At 38.8% G+C, this 22,122-nt stretch carries 19 protein-coding genes; 12 read left to right on the forward strand and 7 right to left on the reverse strand.

All coding sequences use genetic code 11. From position 1 onward, the window contains the following. The first annotated feature begins 227 nt into the window (after positions 1–227). The 4 genes from CRI9333_RS27490 to CRI9333_RS23970 all read left to right on the forward strand — a co-directional run bounded on the left by CRI9333_RS27490 (position 228) and on the right by CRI9333_RS23970 (position 5,458). Positions 228–4,229, forward strand: coding sequence for a plasmid replication protein, CyRepA1 family (locus CRI9333_RS27490; RefSeq protein WP_015180029.1), 4,002 nt, complete (start codon positions 228–230; stop codon positions 4,227–4,229). A gap of 99 nt (positions 4,230–4,328) precedes the next feature. Further along, positions 4,329–4,676: a hypothetical protein gene (locus CRI9333_RS23960; RefSeq protein WP_015180030.1), complete on the forward strand. Its 348-nt coding sequence runs from the start codon at positions 4,329–4,331 to the stop codon at positions 4,674–4,676. Between the two features lie 196 nt (positions 4,677–4,872). Then, positions 4,873–5,127: a hypothetical protein gene (locus CRI9333_RS23965; protein ID WP_015180031.1), complete on the forward strand. Its 255-nt coding sequence runs from the start codon at positions 4,873–4,875 to the stop codon at positions 5,125–5,127. 4 nt (positions 5,128–5,131) lie between these two features. Beyond that, positions 5,132–5,458: a type II toxin-antitoxin system RelE family toxin gene (locus tag CRI9333_RS23970; protein WP_015180032.1), complete on the forward strand. Its 327-nt coding sequence runs from the start codon at positions 5,132–5,134 to the stop codon at positions 5,456–5,458. A 371-nt stretch (positions 5,459–5,829) separates the two neighbouring features. Here CRI9333_RS23970 and CRI9333_RS23975 read toward each other — a convergent pair whose 3' ends face one another. Together CRI9333_RS23975 and CRI9333_RS23980 are read right to left on the reverse strand one after the other, a co-directional pair. Further along, complete coding sequence (locus tag CRI9333_RS23975) at positions 5,830–6,288, reverse strand: hypothetical protein (protein ID WP_015180033.1); 459 nt, start codon at positions 6,286–6,288, stop codon at positions 5,830–5,832. Further along, positions 6,288–7,502: a ParM/StbA family protein gene (locus CRI9333_RS23980; protein WP_015180034.1), complete on the reverse strand. Its 1,215-nt coding sequence runs from the start codon at positions 7,500–7,502 to the stop codon at positions 6,288–6,290. Before CRI9333_RS23980 ends, CRI9333_RS23975 begins: the two co-directional genes overlap by 1 nt. A 1,259-nt stretch (positions 7,503–8,761) precedes the next feature. Here CRI9333_RS23980 and CRI9333_RS23985 point away from each other — a divergent pair. From CRI9333_RS23985 to CRI9333_RS24015, 7 genes are all read left to right on the forward strand, one after another. Next, on the forward strand, positions 8,762–9,085 hold the full coding sequence (locus CRI9333_RS23985; protein ID WP_015180035.1) for a hypothetical protein: 324 nt from the start codon (positions 8,762–8,764) through the stop codon (positions 9,083–9,085). Then, positions 9,082–11,301 carry a relaxase/mobilization nuclease domain-containing protein gene (locus CRI9333_RS25325; protein WP_015180036.1) on the forward strand — a complete coding sequence of 740 codons (2,220 nt, stop codon included), beginning with the start codon at positions 9,082–9,084 and terminating at the stop codon, positions 11,299–11,301. The genes CRI9333_RS23985 and CRI9333_RS25325 overlap by 4 nt, the downstream gene beginning before the upstream one ends. A gap of 696 nt (positions 11,302–11,997) precedes the next feature. Continuing rightward, positions 11,998–12,426, forward strand: coding sequence for a c-type cytochrome (locus CRI9333_RS23995; protein WP_051035484.1), 429 nt, complete (start codon positions 11,998–12,000; stop codon positions 12,424–12,426). A gap of 216 nt (positions 12,427–12,642) precedes the next feature. Further along, positions 12,643–13,470, forward strand: a complete 828-nt coding sequence (locus CRI9333_RS24000) for a hypothetical protein (protein ID WP_015180037.1) — start codon at positions 12,643–12,645, stop codon at positions 13,468–13,470. Positions 13,471–13,697: 227 nt separating this feature from the next. Beyond that, positions 13,698–14,096 carry a hypothetical protein gene (locus tag CRI9333_RS24005; protein ID WP_041227083.1) on the forward strand — a complete coding sequence of 133 codons (399 nt, stop codon included), beginning with the start codon at positions 13,698–13,700 and terminating at the stop codon, positions 14,094–14,096. 912 nt (positions 14,097–15,008) lie between these two features. Then, positions 15,009–16,103, forward strand: a complete 1,095-nt coding sequence (locus tag CRI9333_RS24010; protein ID WP_015180039.1) for a type IV toxin-antitoxin system AbiEi family antitoxin — start codon at positions 15,009–15,011, stop codon at positions 16,101–16,103. Then, positions 16,100–16,969: a nucleotidyl transferase AbiEii/AbiGii toxin family protein gene (locus CRI9333_RS24015; protein ID WP_015180040.1), complete on the forward strand. Its 870-nt coding sequence runs from the start codon at positions 16,100–16,102 to the stop codon at positions 16,967–16,969. Before CRI9333_RS24010 ends, CRI9333_RS24015 begins: the two co-directional genes overlap by 4 nt. Here the strand turns inward: CRI9333_RS24015 and CRI9333_RS24020 are convergent. Beyond that, on the reverse strand, positions 16,966–17,931 hold the full coding sequence (locus CRI9333_RS24020; protein WP_015180041.1) for a tyrosine-type recombinase/integrase: 966 nt from the start codon (positions 17,929–17,931) through the stop codon (positions 16,966–16,968). The genes CRI9333_RS24015 and CRI9333_RS24020 overlap by 4 nt on opposite strands. 721 nt (positions 17,932–18,652) lie before the next feature. On the opposite strand from CRI9333_RS24020, the gene CRI9333_RS24025 reads away from it, so the two are divergent. Further along, positions 18,653–19,732 (forward strand): hypothetical protein, encoded by a 1,080-nt coding sequence (locus CRI9333_RS24025; RefSeq protein ID WP_015180042.1) that lies wholly within the window; start codon positions 18,653–18,655, stop codon positions 19,730–19,732. Positions 19,733–20,078: 346 nt separating this feature from the next. Here CRI9333_RS24025 and CRI9333_RS24030 read toward each other — a convergent pair whose 3' ends face one another. From CRI9333_RS24030 to CRI9333_RS24045, 4 genes are all read right to left on the reverse strand, one after another. Further along, complete coding sequence (locus tag CRI9333_RS24030) at positions 20,079–20,216, reverse strand: hypothetical protein (protein ID WP_015180043.1); 138 nt, start codon at positions 20,214–20,216, stop codon at positions 20,079–20,081. Positions 20,217–20,254: 38 nt separating this feature from the next. Beyond that, positions 20,255–20,596 (reverse strand): HNH endonuclease, encoded by a 342-nt coding sequence (locus CRI9333_RS24035; RefSeq protein ID WP_015180044.1) that lies wholly within the window; start codon positions 20,594–20,596, stop codon positions 20,255–20,257. A gap of 98 nt (positions 20,597–20,694) precedes the next feature. Then, the gene (locus CRI9333_RS24040; protein WP_015180045.1) at positions 20,695–21,042 is read right to left on the reverse strand and encodes a hypothetical protein; all 348 of its coding nucleotides are present in this window, start codon (positions 21,040–21,042) and stop codon (positions 20,695–20,697) included. Next, positions 21,035–21,637, reverse strand: coding sequence for a ParA family protein (locus CRI9333_RS24045; RefSeq protein ID WP_015180046.1), 603 nt, complete (start codon positions 21,635–21,637; stop codon positions 21,035–21,037). Before CRI9333_RS24045 ends, CRI9333_RS24040 begins: the two co-directional genes overlap by 8 nt. Positions 21,638–22,122 lie beyond the last annotated feature (485 nt).

The following is a 22,122-nucleotide window of genomic DNA, read 5'->3' on the forward strand; positions in this document are numbered from 1 at the left end:
ATCAGCATTTATTTATACGGTAATTCTAACCATTAAATAGCAAAACTGTGTTATGTTAGCGAGTAAGCATACGCTTTGTATGTAACCTAAAATACTCACCAGTAAGACGGGTACCAACCAGAACTGGTGAGTAATTAAACCTCATATTCAAAGAGGGGAGTTATCCCTATGTTAACTGATCTTCACAGTCGGCGTGAATCCTTCTATGCAAAAATAGGGGGTGCAGCGTGACCAAGTTCACCCCTACCCGACGCGGTAATAATTGTCCTATATGTGGCGATAGTTCTGGAGATTGCCGGATAGTTGATAAGATTGTACTTTGTCACACTGGCATTGATAGTGATGCTGGCATTACAGGTTGGAAATACCTACACAACGATAAATCAGGGATTTGGGGCGTTTATGTTCCCGATACTGGAACCAATGAACAGGGTAAAAGCTGGCAGGATGTAGCAGAAGAACGTAACCAGCGCAGACAACGTGAGCGTGAACAACAGCAAGCAAAATCATTGCCAGCGAGTGAGCGCAACAAACACTATCGTGCGATCGCCAAAAAATTAACTCTTAGCCAAAAGCATCGACAACATTTATTAGAGCATAGAGGGCTAACAATAGCCGAGATTGACTTTGCCTATCAACAAGGTTGGATCAGAACATGGATTCCAGGACAGGAAGTTTTTGGCATATCTGCCAATTTAGCAGGTGTCAGCACAGGTCTTGGATTTAAACAATCCCTAGTAGGGGTTGATGGCTTTACTATTGCTGCTTGTGATATTGATGGTAACATCACAGGTCATCAAATCGCTACAGATGACCGTGAAAAGTTTGCTAAGTATATTTGGTTGTCCAGTGCATCTAAGGGCGGTAGCAGCCCACATTTGCCTAGTGGTGAACTGCCTTTATTTGTCTGGAAGCATCCAGAATGCAAAGTAATTAGTGAGGTTCAGTTTGCCGAAGGTGGCGTAAAATCGCTTATAGTCGCTCTCAAGCTGTGGTCACAAGGTCGTACAGATATAGTTGTGGTCGGTGCTGCTGGTGGTAATTTTGCTGGTAGTCCAGAGTTATTAAAAACTGTATTAGACCGAATTGTATCCCCTAAATGTTTGCTGTATCCCGATGCAGGTGCGATCGTCAATCCTCACATTATGATCCAATACCGCAAACTCTACCACTTACTACTAGAGTGCGGTATTGACTTAAACGTTGCTTGGTGGGGTCAAGTTGATAAAAATCACCCAGATATTGATGAAAAACCCGCAGATGTTAAAGTCAAAATTATTACATTTACAGATTTTGATGATTTAGCACCAAGAAATGATTTTCATGTCAGTAGTGAAAAACAAACTTACTATTGTTTCGACTGTGGGGAGAGTGGCAATGCTATCCATTTCTTAATGGAAATTGGTAAACAATCATTTACTGATACCGTCCTAAAGTTAGCAGAAAAGCATCAAATACCCATAGCTTGGGACACTGATAAACCCAACCGTGTAGCACGAGAAACCATTGAGTTAGTCAAGAGTAAAACTGATATTGTAGAAACCATATCAGAACATTTAACCCTATACAGCAGAGGTAAGAATTTTCAGGGTAATTGTCCATTTCATAATTCAGAAACGCATGGCGAACGTCACAAAGAAAGAGCGAGTATTGAGGAACCAGATCCGGTAGAGTATGAAGCCTACAATAAAAAGCTTGAAGATGAAGAAAAAGGGGAGGAAGCATACCAGCAAGATCAACAACGCCAATGGCGTGAGCAGTACCATGATAGAGCTAAACACGCATGGAACAAAGCTAAAAGGTTTACCCCGACTCATAAAATTAATAGTAAATATTTTGACTTTCCTATACCTGAAGCTGGTTATCTTACTGCTGTTAAAAGTGGGTTAGGAAGTGGTAAAACTGAGTGGTTACGTCGTGCTGTGGAGTTATTGCCGGATGAAGGTTGGGTAGCACTGGGATATAGAAACTCACTACTACTACAATCGTCTGAGCGATGGAATTTCAGCCACCTTCATATACACAAAGCTTTTTTACTCATCAAAGATCCACGTTGTAAAATAGCTTGTTGTGTTGACAGCTTAGGGCATTTTGAACCAGAAGACTTTGACGACAAAAACCTGATTTTAGACGAGGTAATGTCGATCATTAAACATCTGTTGTACGGTAGCACGATTAAGGATAGACGTACACAGATATTAGACAAATTTACTGAGGCTGTGCGACGTGCCAAGCGGGTATTTATCCTTGATGGAATGCTGGCAGACTGGGCGGTTAACTACATTCAACAGTTGCGAGGTGACGATAAAGTTACCAAGATTGATAATGAGTATAAACGAGAGCCACTGAATATTAATTTCTACTTAGGTACATCAAAATTAGATCAACTTAGACCCAATGATAAATCGCCATTAGTATCAAGAATTAGACGCTCAGTTGAGCCAATTTGCATTTGTGCAGACTCTCAGGTATTTTGTGAAGCTATTGAGGAAATTCTGATTGATGCTGGTATGGAAGGTATCAGAATTGATGGTAAAACTATTAGTGACGCTAAGAGCAAAGATTTCCTCAAAAATCCTAATGCTTGGATTGAGAAAAACCGACCGGATTATGTAATACTTTCACCAACTGCTGAAAGTGGCGTTGATATTAGCATCCTTGGTCATTTTAAAGATCAATACTGCTTCTTTTTTGGTGTGATTGATGTTGATTCGATGCTTCAGTTCTTAGGTAGAATTAGAGATATTGCTACCCAACGTTGGATCTGGTGTGCTGAATTCGGATTAGATGACAACGAGGGTATGCGATCGCCATTCCCAAGTCAGGTAGAAAAAGCTTTGCAACAATTCTTAATTGAGGATGGATTAAGAGTAATTGAGGGTTTAGATAATAGTGATGCGCTCGCCAAATTACTCCAAGATATTGTTGAGGCTAACAAATCTATCCACCATAAAGTTTTTACCTCATTAAAAGCCACAGATAACTATGAACGGTTCAACCTACGCGCCTGTCTACTAGAATCGTTACAAAAAGCCGGACATAATGTTATTGAGTTTACGGGCAACCACAATGATGATGCAGCTTTTAGGTATAAGGAAGCATCAGAGGAAGTTAAGCAACAAACCAGTGCCGATATTTTCTACTCTGATAATATTGATGCAGAACAAGCGGAAACTATCAGCCGTAACTATTCCGCTACTTGGGAAGATCGCTGCAAAGTGATGAAAGCGCAACTTTTAAAGCGTCTACCAGGAATTGAAGCAACTGAGCGTTGGTTCCCAGAATTTATCTACAAAGTACGGTATGAGGATCGCAATTTTATCAATAAATGTCAGCTTTATTGGTTGTTAACACATCCAGAGGCAGCTTTATTACAACAGCGAGAACGATGGCATTGGTTTATCAAACAGGAGAAAGTATTTTTAGGAGATTTCCGTAGTGATTTCTCAAAGGTGTGGGCATTGCAACAATTGGGCATTTTGGAGTTGATTGAATCTAAAAATGTTTGGAGTGATGAAAGCCCAGAGTTACTAGAACTGGTAAAGCGTGGTAAGGATAAAAAAGTAGCATCGGCACTTGGTATGAGTGTTGGGCAATCTACGCCAACAGCTTATCTACGTCGGGTATGTCGGTTGATTGGAGTCAAACTCAAGCATGATAGAAAGCGAAAAAATAAAAAGCAAATAACTCTCGTATCTATATATCAACCTGCCCTTCACGATCCAGACAGGCTAGTAATTCTTGAATGTATTGATCGTAGATTGCAGAAATATGTCACAGGAGAAATACCAGTTATGGACTGGGGATTAACCCCAACACAACCCAACTGTCACACACCAGTAATGGCTACAGTCGCAGAAAATGAAACAGCCCCCAAAACACCCGTAAATCAACCTCAAACCCAGATAGAGCAAAAATTACAGCCTGTGCAAGTTTTCCCTGATATGTATAACAAACATAGTAAAACTTGCACAGCCAATGAGGAGACTATTACCCCCCAACTGGCACAAAAAGAAGAATTAACTATTGAGGAGGAGTTAGAGGTTGAGGACTGCTTAAGTATCCTCAACCCCGTTGATAATGAGGAACTGCTGCACGATCGGGAATTCCATCTAAGCATGATGGCTGAACTTAAGGGATTGAGCCAACGGATAAAATGCGCTTTTTGGTCACGCTTACCCAATTGGCGGCGGCTACAGTTGAAGCAATGGCAGATGGGTCATGCTTAACCAATTTAAGTATCCTTGCCAAACTCACGAAAACTCACATTTTTAACTATTAGGGATGAATAAGCGCAAAGCTGTCACTAGGGGCAAGATAATAAATTTATGACAGAAACCACAACACAACCAGAAAACAATTATATTCCCCAAGAAGATGTTGAAATAGACCCTGTTACCGCTTACTGCAACTGGGTTTTAGGAAAACCATTTAAAGATAGTATTGCCAAGCTGGACAAGGCTGGTGTAATTGCATACGTTAATCACATTACCAGTTCGTTAACATCAGTTCAGGAGCCAGCGAAAAGCTTTTGGAAGGGATATAAAGCTGGAATATTAGGCACAGAAAAGTTAGCAGATGATGAAATATTTGCTATAGGGTACGATGCAGCATTAGGAATAGTTAAGCCTCCATTACCTAAGCGTAAACCCAAAAATGTAACAAGCACAACTTAAGGTAATAGATGCTTAGAGAGTCTAACATTGTACCTTTTTACACCGATATTATTAGTATTTCGAGTGAGGTTACTTTTCATCTACAAAACACTGCGATCGCAGTGTTTAGAAAAAACTAAAAACGGACGTAAAAGGAACTCTTTTCGTTACGCTGCAATTATGACCACTTATCTAGAACATTAGTAGGTTTCGCTCTATGAAACTCTCCCAAATCCAAAAACAAATTAAATATGTCACTAATGCTGCTGGGGAAAAGACAGAAGTTCTGATCCCTGTTGAAATTTGGGAAACTATAAAAGAGCTTCTGCAACCAATAGAAAGCGGACTAGATCCAATAGATTCTAACGAACCCAAAGCCCAAATTTTAGCTGATTTGCAAGAATCCATTCGACAAGGGAGAACAGGGCAAACCTACCCTGTTTCAGCACTATGGGATGATATGGACAGCTAATATTATGGTTGAAGTTCGCTTTACTCAAACATTTAAGCGTCGTCTTAAAGCACTTTCTAAACGGTATCGGCAGATTCAACAAGATATTCAACCTATCATTGACGAGCTTCAAAATGGACAATTCATCGGCGACCAAATTTCTGGAACAGATTTTACCGTATTCAAAGTGCGAGCCAAAAACAGCGACATTCCCACAGGAAAAAGTGGTGGCTATCGGCTAATCTATCAATTAGTTTCTCCTGACTGTGTTCTTTTGCTCTTGATAATTGCCAAATCAGATCAAACCGATGTCAGCGTAGAAGAAATTGACGATGCAATTAACAAGGCATAGTCTGTACTAACTTTTCTAGTAACTGCAAAGAACGCTCAATATATTCCCAATGCTCGAAAGTGGCTAGAGCCACGCCATTGATAAAATTAATAAAGGCTCGCTATGAACGGAGAAACGTTGCTCCTAACCCCCCAGTTTCAAACCAAGTCAGAGTAGGGAGGAGACAATAACCACAATTCTTGTGTATGAATATCCATACCTTTCTATTTTGACTACAGTTCTATAGGGCTATCGCCCTCAACTTTTAAAAAAACTGTTCAAACCTATCAGTAGAAACAGTTTTATCCGGTGGCAATTTTGAAAGTACCATCATTGTTAAAAACTGTTAATTGCAGATTGTGGAGTGCTACTTTTAAGTTTTATACCAACCATCACATATCCCCAAAGATAGCCTCCATATCCTCTTGAGTACCTACTCCTTTAATTAGTGATTCTCTCTTAGGCTTAGATTCAAGTTCAGGTAATGATTCAGGTTCAGGCGCAGATAAGGGTTGTGCTTGTGCATAGTTTTGACCGTTCATTATTACAATTTGCTGAGTCGGTCTTTCCAAAAAGAATACCTGACGAATGTAACTAGCGTAGTTCTCTAAAGCATTGCAAGCTTCTAAAGCTATTATCCTTAATTCCTCCTTAGATAAATTACCTTTTTCTCTATATGCAAATGGCAAATAACACATTCGCAAAACTTGCCAAATCAAATCCTTAGACTCACGCGCTCCTTTAGAGTTCAGATACGATAACACTACACCTTCTGGTGTATCTTCTAAGGCTTGAAGCCTCAATTTAAAATCAATAGATTTCTTACGAGGAAGCTGATCGTTATCATTCATTACACTGCTACCTTGCCTTTAAAGTAATTAAACAAACCAAAAATATCAATCAACCGGAACGCTAACGCTTCTTTTTGATGACGCTCAGTTTTTAACTTGTCGAAAGCTGTTTCAACCTGTTCAGTAATATCAGCCCCCCAACAAATAGGAACTATTGGTCTATCTCCAGGCTGCGGCAATCGTGGCAGTTGAGATTTTTCACGCACACCAAAATACTTATTTAACTCCGGCTTCAAATAAACTCCTGCACCACCACAAATAATTACTTCATCTAAATCTCTTGGCAAACACCTATCCAACCATTGCTCTAACTCTTGCCAATATTCCGCACGGGAGCTAGTAATTGCTTCAGTAATCTTTTTAATTTCTGATAAACGAAACTCAGGATCTCTACTTCTAGCTAAACCTTGAATTGCAGCAGTGTTTTCCAGCTTAATTGAGGAGAAATTATCTGGACGATTCATCATCAAATAATCAGCTTGGAAAATTGCCCTAGATAACTCTAGTGGTTTTTGACCACTGGTACGTTCTAATACCTTATCCTCCAACTTCATAAAACCTATTTCTGGACTTTCCCCCTTTACCATTCGACCACCGCTAAACTGCAAAGCTGTTACATTACGATGCCCAAACATCAAAACAGCTAACGTGCGATCGCGAAACCAATCTAATCCTTTCTGCTTAACTCGTACCATTGCCAAACCACTTCCTTCAGGTCGGCATAGGAAATTAGTCAATTTCACTTTTAACGGCTGACCTCTAAAAGTATAATCAGCCAAAATTTTAGTTAACTGATCTTTTAACCTATTTCGATCTTCGTACTCATTCCAAGGCAACAATACCACCAGTTCCAACGTTATATTATTGACATTACGTTTAGTAGAACTGGCTTTATCTATAATCACACCTATTATTGCGGAGGTCTTATAAATTGCTCTTTCATACTTCAATTCTTTTAGTCCGACATCACCAGAAAAATCACGAGCGAAAGAACCTACTAAGTAAATTTGATTTTCCCATTCAACCCATGCTTCATCTTCTGGTCTTGGGCTACCTAATTGTCCTTTACCAGATCTATAGTTTTCTAAAGTTTCTCTTGAAACGGACGCAACCTCTGGTAACATTGTTACTAAATAAGTCTCTTTTATTCCTTCGACCTCGGCAATTACCTTCGTAAGTGATGCACCTGGATCAATTGCAAGTGTTATTTTCACCTAATACTTTCCTCACCCTTCCCCAGTTTTACTAATTTTCGCTCTCAACGCTTCAGCCTCTATCCCCCCAAAGTGATGCTTATTACCCAGTAAAATCTGTAAAAAAGAACAGGAAAATTCAGGAATAAATCAGGACAAACCAGGAAATACCAGGAATTAATCAGAAAATATCAGGACAACCCCAACTTTGCAGCCCTCTATACTACAGAAAATTGCCCTTCCTCTCTAAAATACTTTCCTTTTTTTCCCTACTTTTTCCTTTTTTTTCCTGAATTTTCCTGATCCGCTACACCCCAACAGCAACCGACCCTCAAGCAGTTTTGACCCCGTTTCGATAACCTAAAAAGCAAGGAATACTTTTCTGTATAAATTCTCTATTCATAAAATATTGCACCATTTTCCAGGTTTTTAGCCCTCCTCACCCCCGATAGCCCTCCGTGTCACACATTTGCACTACAAAAAGACGAGTTATCAACTTCTGTAAAACCACTACTTTTCGTGTGACAGGTAGACTACAAGGTAAGCGATCGCACTCCGAAGTCAGGGTATTTTCCTGGTAGAAGTTGTACAAACGCAATAAAAAATATTTATAGACGTTCTATTTATTACAAATAAGGTAAAGGTACAAATAAAAAATGTGACTACCAAATCTAGTTTACTAAATTAGGTTAATACTAATGATAATCGGACAATTTATAGCAATAGCAATATTAAAATAGTGCTATAAGTCATAAAACCTATATATTGTATATAGTTCAAGTTTTTAAATTAGGCTATTATAGTTAAATAAAGTTTTTGAAAAATACTCAAAATTGAGTAAACTAGGTTCGTATTAAGCTTTTTAATTAATAAATAATAGGGACGATTCAAGCTATTAATAAATTAAATAAGAACAAAACTGGACTATGCGATCGCACAACCACACTACCAAATCTTAGCTCATTACTAAACTGCTATATCCCTTGCAAATGCAGCTTTGTGTCAAGCTTTGAGTAGTAAATTTTACTGTTAATAAATGTTTTACACAAGCACCAAAGTGCGCGGTGCTTAATAAAAAGTACCGTGATTGTTGTATCTTTATTCACTGTTGTACAGCATTTATAACTGCCCTATTGCACTACACTTCTAACTGCCCTGTTGCACAGCACTTACAACTGAATTGTTTTTACAGCACAAGGCTAGAAACTACCTTAAGTTAGAGAGTGCGTTCGTTGTTAAGCGAGTAAAATAATCTCTTAAGTACTGACTGTTTATTAGGCATGGCTAAGGAAGCTCGCAACAAAATTGTAAGAATACGGCTAACAAAGAGTGAAAATGACTTAGCCGAACTTATGGCGTTGAACGAGCGGATAACAATCAACGAGTTATTTAGAGAATACACACTCAAAAAAGCAGAACTGGTAGATACTAATACCAAATTGCAGTTCATTGAGAAAACAGCCAAAACCTTATTAAAACTGAATAAGTACATTAAAGACACTTCTCAACCCGAAGAAATTAACAGTCTACTTACTCAAGTAAAAGCAGAATTAATTGAAGCGCGTGCCTTGATTGCTAACCGATCTAATAGTCTTGACGTATGATTAGCAAGATTACTAGAGGTAGCAATTTCAAGGGCTTACTGGATTACTTATTCTCTAAGCCTGGTGCAGAATTACTCGGTGGCAATATAGTAGGAGAAACAGCTTCAGAGTTAGCAAGTCAATTAGAAGAAAGCAGTCTTTTAAGTACTAGAGTTAAAAAACCCGTCTCTCATATTTCTTTAAGCATTCCTCCCACTGATAAGTTAGAAGATGTCGATTGGCTTGACATTGCTGCCTTCTATCTAAAGGCTATGGGCTATGAATGTAATCAATATACGGTCATTCGTCATAGTGATAGAGAACACGATCATATTCACATTGCAGCTTGCAAAGTAAGGATAGATACAGGCAAATGTGTAGACGATGATTGGGACTATCGAAGAAGTGAAGCAGTTGTTAAAAAACTTGAGGAAGATTACAATTTAACACCTTCACCTAGTAGTCAAGATAAAGACAGACGTTCACCCACTACCGGAGAACGTAGATTACTCGCGCGTACTGGAGAAGATAGTGTACGAGTAAAACTGCAAGATACTATTGACGAATTATGCAGTCAACAACCAACGATGCCAGAACTGATCGACCTCCTCAAAGACCAGGGCATTGACGTACAAGTTAAGGAAACTGTTAACGGATCAATGGGCATTTCCTATAAGCTTGATGAGATTGCTTTTACTGGTAGTAAATTGGGTAGAGCTTATACTTTCAATGGATTACAGAAGTATCGCAACGTAGAATATGACCCTGAACATGATAACGATGCGATCGCATTCGCTTCTAGTCGTCCACCAGTTATGACCAGTCAGAACTCAAGCACAACTGACTCAACTGAAGGTGATGATGATGACAACGAGACTATTGGTGCGATCGCTCCAAGTAACCAGGAAGTTGAGTTACCAGGGCAACTACCATTACTGCCAGAATTAGAGCTTGAACTAGAAAGTGATAAAGCTGCTAATAGTGATAATGATGATGAAACTGCAACAGCTAGTAGTGATAAAACTGCTAATAAAGATGATGAAAAATTAAATTACACTGATCTTTTTGCTGTTCCAGATGATTTTGATAAAGAGTTCCTTGAAAATCGCGCACGTGAAATACGAGAACAAGTAAGAGAAAAACAAGCAGCAGAACAGGCACGTCGTACAGCCGAAGCAATAGAGTATAGACGTGCAGAGGAACAACGGATCAATAATATTTACAAAGAAAATATCAATAATCCCATCTTCAATGAGTTGATACCAGATGAAGTGAAAGCTTTGTTTGAGGAAAGTATTGCACGAGAAAACATGGGCGCTAACGCTCCCAATGAGTTGCAATTAAATGATGCTACCGCACCATTACAAGCCTCAAATCTTACCCATGAAACTGCTCCAAGTGATTTAAGTGACCAAACTGCTCCAAGTGTTCTAAGTGTTCAACATGAAACTACTAATCGTGATCTAAGTGTTCAACATGAAACTACTAATCGTGATTTAACTGTTCAACATGAAACTACTCCAACTGATTTAACTGTTCCAACTGTTCCAACTGCACAAACTGAGTTAGACCAGGATGATGAAGAAGTAATAAATGTCGATCCAATTGAGGAAAATTGGGAACCACTGCGATCGCACTTAATCGAACAATACTGCTTGCCTCCATCCCTCCTCGATGCGCTGCACGAAACAGAGCGGCTGTATGCAAATGTTGATGGCATGGCAGTATTCAGTTTGCGTACTTTAGACAATATTGAAACAGGCGTGTGGGTACTTAACCCATCAACTGAAGAGGATAAATGGGTGGATTTAATACTAGAACCAGAAGTTGAGGAAGAAGTAAACGGAGAACCTGCAATATTTTGGATAAGTTCGTTAGGTGACGCACCTAATGATAAAGCCATCATCACTCAAGACCCAATCGAAACTATTTCTTATGTAGCGTTAGATCCTAGTTTCGAGCAAAACAATACTATATATATCAGTGCTTTTGGTGTAGACTCGCTCCCTATAAAATCTCTACAGCAGCTTAAATCCAACGTTGTAGTCAGTTTTAAAGGTGATGAAGAAGGTATTGAATTACGAAACGAACTAGCAATCGCTTTACCTAAAAGTCAAAAAATGGAACTGGATGAAGCTGGTTGGAACGGAATGCTAAAAGAGCGATCGCAACAAGTAGAACAGATACAACTTATGGCGCAATACCAGTCACAGCAAGAATCACAGATGGAATTATAACGTCAAAACGAGAGTGACGCGGTACTTTCCACCTGTAGAAATTTCCAAGGAATTAAATCCAAAATTTTAATTCCTTGGAAAAATCTGAGGTAGTTATTTACCTTGTCGTCATACAGAATTATTACATTATGTAACTTTTTTCTAAGGAATTAAATCATGCAATTGTTTAAGGTTTGAAGTGGGTACAATTGTTTAAAGTTAAAAGTGGCTTCAACTGTTTAATCTTTCAAGTGGAAAAAGACTTTTTCGTTGGCTCTGCGATAGCAGATTTGTAGTTTTAACTGTCTCTAACATTAACTAACAATCTCGCGACAAAAAGCCGCTAGGCTATCCTTAAACAGCCAAAGATTCTAATATTATTTTAATTAATTCTTGTCTAAAGCACTACTAACGTAGTGCCTTAAAAAAAGTAACGTGATTGTTGAAATTCTTTATTACTGTTAGATTGCACTTGTTGACGACACTGCAACTAATCACTTTACTTTCTCACTAAAGTTACACTGTTGCTGCTGTAATTACTGTATACACAACTGTTAGAAGTGAACTTAACTACAAAAGTTTAAAGTAAAAAGTGATAATTCTACAGCATTAGTTAAAAAAAAGTTGCATCTGTATTCCAAATCACTACAAAGAATTAGGCAATGATTTTATACTTGAGATTTAGCACTGATTAGAAATGAAGAAGGAGCTAGGCTGTTGCTCAAACTACTGGCTACAGTAATTACCTTATTTACCGTAGCGACTACATCTGTTACTTCTGTAACTGCTCAAAACAATAATCCGATTGTTCGTGGTCAATACTTGGTTGAACAAGTCGCCATGTGTGCTGACTGCCATTCTCCACGTAATGAGCAAGGAGAATTTGATCGTGTCCACTGGCTACAGGGTGCGCCGATTGGATTCAAACCTATTTTTCCCATGCCAGCTTGGGCAGAGATGGCACCTTCAATTGCTGGTATTGGCAATGAAGGTTCAACGCAGGAAGAAGAAGCTGTTGTCAAACTGTTAGAGACAGGACTGAACTCCCAAGGGATGCCAGCACGCCCACCCATGCCAACTTACAGGCTGTCACACTCCGATGCTGTGGCGGTTGTCGCTTATCTCAAATCCTTAAACAGCAATTGAGAATAGTATGAAATGCGAAAGCACAAGTTAAAAAGACCGAGCGAATGAACTCTCAGAAATGAAAAGTGAACTCACACCAGAATTAACGTGAAAAAAACTGGACTTGTTGACGATAGTGCGTAGTGCGATAGCGAAGCGCTGACTTGTCAGTTCGCACACTGAATACTAATCAAATGTTTGATTAGCACAAAACTCTTGTTCTGATTGGAAATTTATTTGGACTATACAACTCGATTTAATCCATCAGAAGATGCCCTGCTATATTGGCTGCGAGAGCGGGTAGATCGCTCTATGCTTGAAGAAATTGCTATGGCGGATTATAGTTACAACTACGAGTTGCATTTGAGTGCATTACTGAAAGTGCATCAAGGTGAAGCATTGCCAGTTCCTATACCTTGGGAACCAAGGGAAGTGCTGGAATTAACTCGCTGGTCGGAACCAGATGATCTTTATATCGAGAAGTATAAGGTTTCTAAGAGTTTCAATAAGGGTTCTAAGGGGATTCCTGGTCATTTGATACGGGCGTTTGCCTGTACCTTGCTGTTGCGTGCTGTCGTAGAACCAGAAAACCGAAACTCTTTTGACGGCGAGAATTCAACAATTGTTCAGCTTGTCAGTAGTGCTATCCACCTAGGGCAAGATGCAGCCACAGCAACTGTTAGGTTTCTAGCATGGTGTGTCGAGCAAGTGCCTCATCACTATGAGACGGAAAGACCTTTCTACGTCATGGGAATTCTGTTGCTAGAGGTATTTCTTGCTACTGATAAGAAAAAGAAGAATAGTAAGAAAAAGAAGAATGCTAAGGAAACCTATTGCGAATCTCTACTTCTTCTTTGCGATTGGGTGATGGATGAGGAAGCTAAAGTGCGAAACAATGATAACGTGCCTTCTTCTGATTGGCTATTAGGTTTGACATTTTTCGACATCAAACACGACACCTGGAAATTACTTACCCGACAGCTATTGATCGAACCCATAGTTCCTCATAGTAAGAAAACAGTAGAAATCTTAGAGCTAATTGGTTTGTCTTTGTTAGAGAGTTAATATAACGATCAAAGAAGCTAAAGTGGCGATCGCGCTTGTGTTCTTTACCATTTATTCAAGCTGTAAAAACTGTAAAGTGAAAGATTTTACGCCCTTATTTATGCTACTTCTTCAGATATATTAATGTAGCTTTTTGAAAATTCATAATCCTAAATAACAGTTTTTTAAAAACAGCCGCACTTGCTGAGTTTTACTTGATAGATTTAAGTGGATACACACTACCAAGTATGAACGATTACGACAGCCTGTACTGCAAACTTTATGTTGATTGTGATGTCAACAGAAATGAACTCGTAGGACTCATTGCTAAATTAACATCAAGTCGGATTGAACGGTGGAGCGTTAGTACCCCAGAATGTGAAATTGACGTGAGAAATAATGATGACTTTGACAACAACAAGCGCAGTAAGTTTCCTGATGGTTTTCTCTACTATCGTTTTTATCTTGATATAGAGAGAACCGAGGATACGGAGCGAGGTTCATACATAGAGAGCATATCTCGACTGCTAGAAGATTTCTGGTTACTCAGTTACAAAGCCGTTGCTGCCTGTGATTTTGAAGAAGAATTACCGAGAAAAGGTGGGTATAATTGGCAGGATAAATGTAGCGGTCTGCAATCAGATTAAAAGTTAAAACTGTCAAATAGTTACACTGTTATCACACCACCATCTATTGTGCGATCGCGTTGTGCGAACTGACAAATTAGCACACCGAATACTTATTATCTTGTATTAGCGCCCCTAGCGTGGCGCTTTATGAAAAAGTACCGTGATTGTTGAAATTCTTTATTCACTGTTGCACTTCAACTAATTACTGCACTATTTCACTACTGTCTCTAACTGCACTGCTACACCTTGTACTGCACCTTGTACTGCACTTGTCCCATTATCAATCGCTGGTAAAAGCTTGATAAACCGTTGAGACTATTTGTATTCCCGTATATTCTTTTCGGCAAAGTTTTACAGAAATATTTTACTGTTGACAAGGCGCAAAGCCTGTTGGCAAGGACTGTACAGGCTGTTTGATACACTCATAAACATTGTTACTCGGAAGCGCGAGGAACTGTTTTGCACCATAAGGGCAATAGCACTTCTTCAACCCAAAGCATAAATACTTAGCCGTAGTGGTCAACAAAAGGTCAACAATCGGTTGACTTGGTACACCATTAGTAAACCACTGGGAAACCTATCAATAAGCTATTTTTAACGCCTAATAAGCCCCCCAAAATGGGCGAGTTAAAAAATAGATACTTACTACAGAATTTTGTTCAATCTGGAGTTTGAGGGCAAGAAGCTTTATGCTGTAATGTATAGGAATTGTGTGAACTGACAACGAATGAGAGTCGCTCATAACGCACTCTACCTCCGAACTTGGCAAATCAATTAACGAAATAGCAGCCTAGTCACGTTTCCTCTCCTAGAAAGGTCATACCTGGAAGTAGTTGCTTCTATTACGAATGTTCAACTAGCTATAACGACAGAAAAGCTACGCCAACGCAGAGCAGAAAATATTTTGTGGTAAATACGTTTGTTAAAAAAATGCAACTCAAATCTTACCCAAAGCCCAAACATCCTTGGCTACAAAAATGTCTAGCTCAACTCACAAAAATACCCCACATCCAGATTGATACAACAACGGTTGTAGAACCTCGTCCACCTGCCGATGCTTTATTAACTATTGTTACTCCTCAACAGATAAATCTGAAATATATTGTTTTTATCAAATCTAATGTAACTCTAAAAACGCTAGATATAGTAATTGAATATCTAACTTTTTTCCAGCCAAAAGAACACGATGATCCCAGCCCGCTATTGGTTACAGATACCTTATCTGATGCAGTAATTCAAGCATTAATTGAACAAAATATTGAATTTATTGATACTACAGGTAATACTTACCTGAATAATTCATCCTTTTATATTTTAATAAAAAACAGTGCAGTTCAGAGTAATAAATTATCTAATTCCTCAATTACTACCAGCACTTTAAAAGTTGCCTACGCTATCCTACAAGATCCAACAATCTTAAAAGCTCACTCTAAAAAACTAGAAGAAGTTGCTGGAGTTGACTTGAAAACTGCTAAACGCAGCTTGCAAAGCTTGTGTAAACTTAATTATTTACAGCGTCAAAAAGGTAATCAATATCGAATTGAAAATTACCTAAAGCTGATCGAAAGATGGAATATGGGATATGTAGAAAACTTACGTTCAGAACTTTTAATAGATACATTTAGCCCAATTCTATATCATCAGTTTTCAGAGATATTCAACGAAATCATAGACCTAGCTAAAACTGACAAATTTTTAATTGGAGGAGAACTTGGTGCTGCCCTCATTACAAATTACTTAAAACCAATCAGCGCCGTTATCCATATTCCAAAAGAACAGAATTATCGGCTCATCACTGCTAAGTTGCGTCTCCGACCAGACCCGCAAGGAAATATTAGCATTCTTAAACAATTTGGAAGTAAGAACACCTCGGATAATAATTACCCAAATTTTGTAGTAGATCCCTTATTAATTTATGCTGAATTAGCTTTACATCCAGACGAGCGTTTAAAAGAAACAGCTAACCGTCTTTACCACCAATATATTTCTGATAAACAAGAAATTGCACTCGATGCTGTAGCATGAACGAGCCACAATTTGAACTAGACCCAAATACAAAACAAATTCTTACTGATCTAAAAACGGTCAGCGAGCAATTACAAGTTCCAATACTCTTGGTTGGTGCTAGAGCCAGAGGTTTTATCTTTGATAATCAATATGGAGTTGAGGGTCGAGCAACTACAGATTGGGATGTGGCAGTAAAGTTGGATAGTTGGGAGCTTTACGATGCGTTAGTAAATAAAATGACTACTGGGGAAACTGCTCTCTTTAAAAAAACCCGTGTCATGCACAAATTCATCCACCTGAAAACACAATTAGAAGTTGACGTTATTCCCTTTGGAAATATTAGCAATGAACGCCAAGAAATTACCTGGAATGATGGCAATATTATGAGTGTTTTAGGTTTTGAGGAAGCCTTTTCAAATACACCAATTGAAACAATTGATGATATTACAATTAGGATTGTACCCCTGACTGCTTTTATGGCGTTAAAACTCTTAGCTTGGAATGAACGCCGAGCAAATAAAGATTTAGAAGATATTATTTTTATTCTTGAAAATTATTATATCCCAAACCGTGACGAAGAAGACCGAATGTTTAGGGAATTTAATAGCGAAATCTTTGAAGAAAATAAGTTGGAGTTTTATGAAGCAGCTATCGCTCTGCTGGGTAGAGATATTAGCAAAATATTTTCAGAAGAAACTATTAATAAAGTGAAACAAATTCTGGCACAAATTATTACTTTTCAAACTCAGTATTTACCAGGATTTATATCGAAAAATTTAGATGGAGATGCTTGGGATAAAGAGTTTGATCGCCTTGTGAGGCGATTGGAAGCACTCCAATATGGTCTAGAAAATACTACAACAATATACGACTTAGACTCTTAAACTAAATCAGCAAGTAAATCTGTAATCTCTCCTTGATGACTCAATCGGTTGTCATCGTAAATCATCAAAGTATTTAAGTTACTATGTCGTGATAACTTCTGCACCCTCCTTACGTCTCCGTTAGTCGCTTCTAATGCTGCTGTTACCGATGAATGTCTAATCCGGTGAGGTGACAACTGTTTGGTAATACCAGCATCAAGAGCGATCGCACTAACAATTCTATAAATGCTAGTAGTAGTTAACCGATGACCAATTGCCCTACTTGACAGTGAAATAAATACAGGAGAATTAATATCAGTTTCCCGTCGTGCCTGTAACCATTCCTGCAAAGCTTTGATAGTCTGAACAGAAACAGCTATAGCTTCCTTCTGGCTACCTCTACCCTTACCTAGAATCCACAACCTACGGGAATCTAAATCTAGATCGCCAATCGAGAGCGATGATACTTCCCCGCGTCTAAGTGCGTTATCCCAGAGCAGCCGTAGCAGAGCATAATCACGCTTACCCATCAAAGTGTCACGGTTGGGAACTGCCAACATCTTCTTAAAAACGTCAGGTGTAATACCGGACGTATCTCGATAGGGGCGCACTTTCTCAGACTTAATATCAATCAGTGTATAACTACATTGACCAATCTTATTAGCATAGTTAACCAAACTCTTGATAGCAGACAATCTGCGGTTAACAGTTGCCTCTTTTAACCCGCGTTCCACCAATATTTGTTTATAACGAAGCACCAGGGCTATCGCCTTAAACCTGTCCAAGTGTAAAAACTCACTTACTCGTTGTGGCGTAGGTTCATCACCAGTAATAGTTTTGAAAAAGTCCTTCAAGTCTTTGGCGTATTCGTGCTTAGTTTTAGTAGAACGCTTATCCGCCACAAAATCTGTGAGGATATCTTGATTAGTAATTGCAAGCATCGTTAGTTCAGTATTTTCCGTAGTTACAGCTATATTACTCATCAAATCTTATGTATGAAAACATTCATTAGCGTACATAAGATGTTATTAAGGTTTCTAATGGTTGATACCATCAAGTAACAATTTGATACCTGATGGCTAACTCAAGGCATCAACCCAACTGTCACGCCGCCATTAGAGAGCATGACAGTTAGCCTTTATTTGGTACAAGTATTTACACCTGTTTTTCTCTGCATGGCGGTACAACCATTCATATTTAGGTGTGTCAGAAAAAGGGTAGCCCGAACATATTGCATTCTGAACGTAGTAGCCACTAGGTACAATTCCCCTCGTCCTGCACTCAGTTCTAAGCTGTTATCAGGGAATATTTCGAGTAATTAAGCCTTTAACGACTGTTTGATTACCTGTTGGTGTAATTGGTCGTAAATTTGATTTGAGTGCGGTTATAGCTCAATAGTACGGCAGTTTTTCTGAGAGGGGTTGCAAAACTGGAGGCGTGATTAGTTGCAACAGTCACATATAGTCCAAAAACAAGCTGCTAGATTCATTGGGTTTCGTGTGTAAATATTTGGAAGTCGTGGCAACATTACTATGCCCTAATGTCGCCTGTACCAAACTCGCACTCAAACAACACGGCTACCGTTCGATGTGCCTTACTTACCAAGCTATAATCGCTAGAAAGATGACAAGTAGCATACTAGCCTGTAGTAGGCAGTCTATCATCACAAGCTAGAGTTCTTAATTACTGGAAGTGACATAGTAAATGGCATTTCAACGAGAAGCTCTTATTTTTGTTCATGGCTTCTATCTTGGTAGAGATAAAAATTACTTTCTTGACTGTTTATCCACTGGTTTTACAGAAGTTTTGGAGTTTCCCAGAGTCGAGGAAGCAGGAGAAGAAAAAATAGCAGGACATATTGGAAAAAAGTTCAAGTTGTATGTAGGCAAAGATATTTATAAAGAGGTTGATGTTTATGATGCTTCTTGGAATGAATTATTTAATAAGCAGTTAAGTAGCAGTGACTTCAAAAATAAAATATTTCGTGGTATTTATATATTGCTCTATTGGTTTTTTACAAATAATTGGCTTGCGCTCAGAAAAGCTCCTCCTTTACTAATAGGTTTGGGAATATCGTTACTATTGTGGGTTTATTGGTTTTATGGAATTATTGCACTTGCATTTGTGGCGTTAGGGCAGGAACCAACATCTTTAGGATTTCCTGTTCCTAAAGACTGGTTAGAGCCAATTAGTTCTTTCGGAAAACACATGACTGATTGGTCAGTCTGGCTGATAGTGAGCGGTGTATTTAGCTTTGTACCAATTAGCCTAATTGCTGATGTTGCCGATTTCTCAACACGTTACTTAGAAGATAATTCTGAAGGAAAGGTCATGAGGGCAAAAATCAGAAAGCAGGTCGCAGATAAGTTAAATGCTGTTCTAGAAACTGGTTTTTACGATAAAGTAACTGTTTTAGCTCATAGTTTTGGTGTTGTTATTGCGACGGATTTACTTGCAGATTACCAACAAGAGCATCGAGTTCGATATGTATCTATGGGAGGCTGTCTAAATTTCCTATCTTATAAATCTAGGCAAATTGAGAAAGAAATTCGTAAATTATTGAATAATGAAAAAATAGAAACTTGGATTGATTTTTATTCAGAGCAAGATTGGTTGTGTACGAAAACCCCTGTCCCCAAAAAATCTAATTCTGAGAAGATACATCATAGAAAAATCCACCTGCCATTTTCACTATTTAATCAACTTACTGGTAAATCTCATGATCACTATTTTACGAATGAAGATGTCTTGAAAATAGTTCTAAATCTGTCAAATCAACCCTAATTTAGTATTTCGTAGAACAGAGTTTGAGTTTGGATTGAGTAACCTCATTATTCTTCACTACTTAGTATTATTTATAGTCTGTTACGCGCGGATTGCAGGTACTAACGCACCCCTATCGTGGTGCCTAATAAAAAGTACCGTGATTGTTGAAATTATTTTTCCCTTGTTGCACTGCTTTCTAGGACTGCCTTATTGTATTACTATCTCTAACTGCACTGCACTTTTTGACAGTTCTGCTGCATCTTGATTCCTTGCTGCACTTTCTAACGGCACACCCTAAACTGTTACAAGTGAAAAAAATTGCACCTTTTTTAATCTGCGATAGCAGGTTTAGAAGTATGAGTTTTCACGCTTGGTCGCTCTGTTCAATATCGCCTATAACTGCGCCTGGAAAACCTTGCGAAACAATTGACACCATTTCCGAAGTTTTAGTAGCTATAAAAGTATCTATAGCTGCTTTAAGGTGAAAGAGCGTTAGTAACATAATCTCATTCCTAAATAGCTCCCAATCGCTCACCCAAATCAAGCAAATCCCTTCGAGCGATTGGGCGGAAACGTTCCCTGCTTGGCACTATATCTGTTTAAAATTCGCTGCAACCGCTCGTTAGAGTAATAAGGCAGCGAGACTGTGTACCAGTCAGTTAGATTTTTAGAACCTTTGCTACTGTTGCATTTGGCACAGGCTGGCACTAAGTTTAGCCATGAATTGATACCTCCTTGCGAAGAAGCTACTACATGGTCTAGGGTTAAGCGTTTAGACTTGGAACCACAGTAGGCACAGCAATGATTAAACTCTGATTTAATCGTCTCTTTTACTTTAGCTTTTACACTTTTGTGCCTAACGAAGTCGAAAATTTGCTGCATTCTGCAATCCGGTTTAGTCAAGAAAAAAACTTGATATTCCTATAAGTATGCGTTGCGATCGCTCTTTTTAAGCAATAGGAAAACTACTGACGGGTACTTCAATTGGGCGAACCGAAACGCTCTTTTAGAGCTTGAATTATTACTTCCGTCATTGTTATTCCGTGCCGTTTAGATTCTGCTGCCCAATGTCGTCTGAGTGATTCAGGCACTTTTACGCAGAGGTTGACTTCTCTTTCTCGCTCAATCTGGTTTTCTGGTTCTACTGTTGGCTGATTCTCTTGTTTGATGGTGTTCTGGTTTTCTGCATCACCCTCTGTCTGCTCTACAGGCTGGTTAGTAATCTGGTTATCTGGTTTTACTGCTAACTGGTTTTCTGGCTCAGGAACTTCTTGACTATCTGTTTCTCTCGCTTTGCGAATCAAATCCCCATATTTAGAATTAGCCATTTCCTAAAACCTCCATAATTTCTTTGCCAAGTGCCAAATAATCTAACCATGCAACCCTTGCCTTTGAGGAAGAAACGTCTCTAATAGGGACACCTTCAAAAGCAGCTTTTTGAAATCCAGCAGCGCGGCGAATCATAGTCTTGAAAACGGGAATACCGTTATCTATAAGTTCGGAGCGTATTGCTGCTCCTTCTTTACTAGGTGAGGGAGGAACTATTACCAGTAAAGCCCTGTAGTTTGCTGCACCTAAATCGCTTGCCGTTTTTAACATCGGTTCCAAACTCACGACATCTGGAATTGTTGGCAAGATGAGTAAGTCACAGCCTTTTGCCAACTCTTTTAAGTCGCTTGAGTCTGGTCGGGCTGGAGTGTCAATCACTACAAAATCATTACCCGAAATCAACTTCATTGCTTGTCGCTCATCAGCCACAGTAAAAGGAAGGCTTCCCCGACTCGACCATGCTAGGGCAGTGCGATTTGGGTCAGAGTCTACCAGAATGGTTTTCCCAATATCGCTAAAGAATGTCGCAATGTGTATGGCAGTTGTCGATTTCGATATACCGCCTTTGTATCCAGTGACAGTTAAAATCTTCATCTGGTAATCTGGTTTGCTGGTTATATTGTAAACTGGTTAGCAAGTTTTATGGTTATCTGGTTTTACAGATAACACTTATCCATTGTTTTTGCAAGGGACTAGGAAAGTCTTAGTCTGACAAGCGTACTGAAAGGTTATGCAGTAACACCAATCCTGGTGGGGTCTACTTAAAAGGGAGCGATCGCTCCCTAAGCAAAAAAATACTGATTGAGCAAATTACTACCATAAAAACACTACACTTATCCAACCTTGCAATAAAAATTAAAAAGAGTGTTTGTTAAATTGAGCATCAGCTTTTTTAATAAGTTGCTTGTAAAAACTCCCGTGAAATTGACCTATAACCTGTACAAAATCCAATTTACAACCAATCACACCAATAGCACTACAAACAGCCCCTCAAGCTAAATTAAACGGATTTTTCAAAGAACAAGCTGATCTTAGAGGATTAATTTTGACTCCTATTAAATGTTGGTCACAAATTAAAA

This window comes from Crinalium epipsammum PCC 9333 (assembly GCF_000317495.1).
In the GTDB taxonomy this organism is placed as follows: Bacteria; Cyanobacteriota; Cyanobacteriia; order Cyanobacteriales; family PCC-9333; genus Crinalium; species Crinalium epipsammum.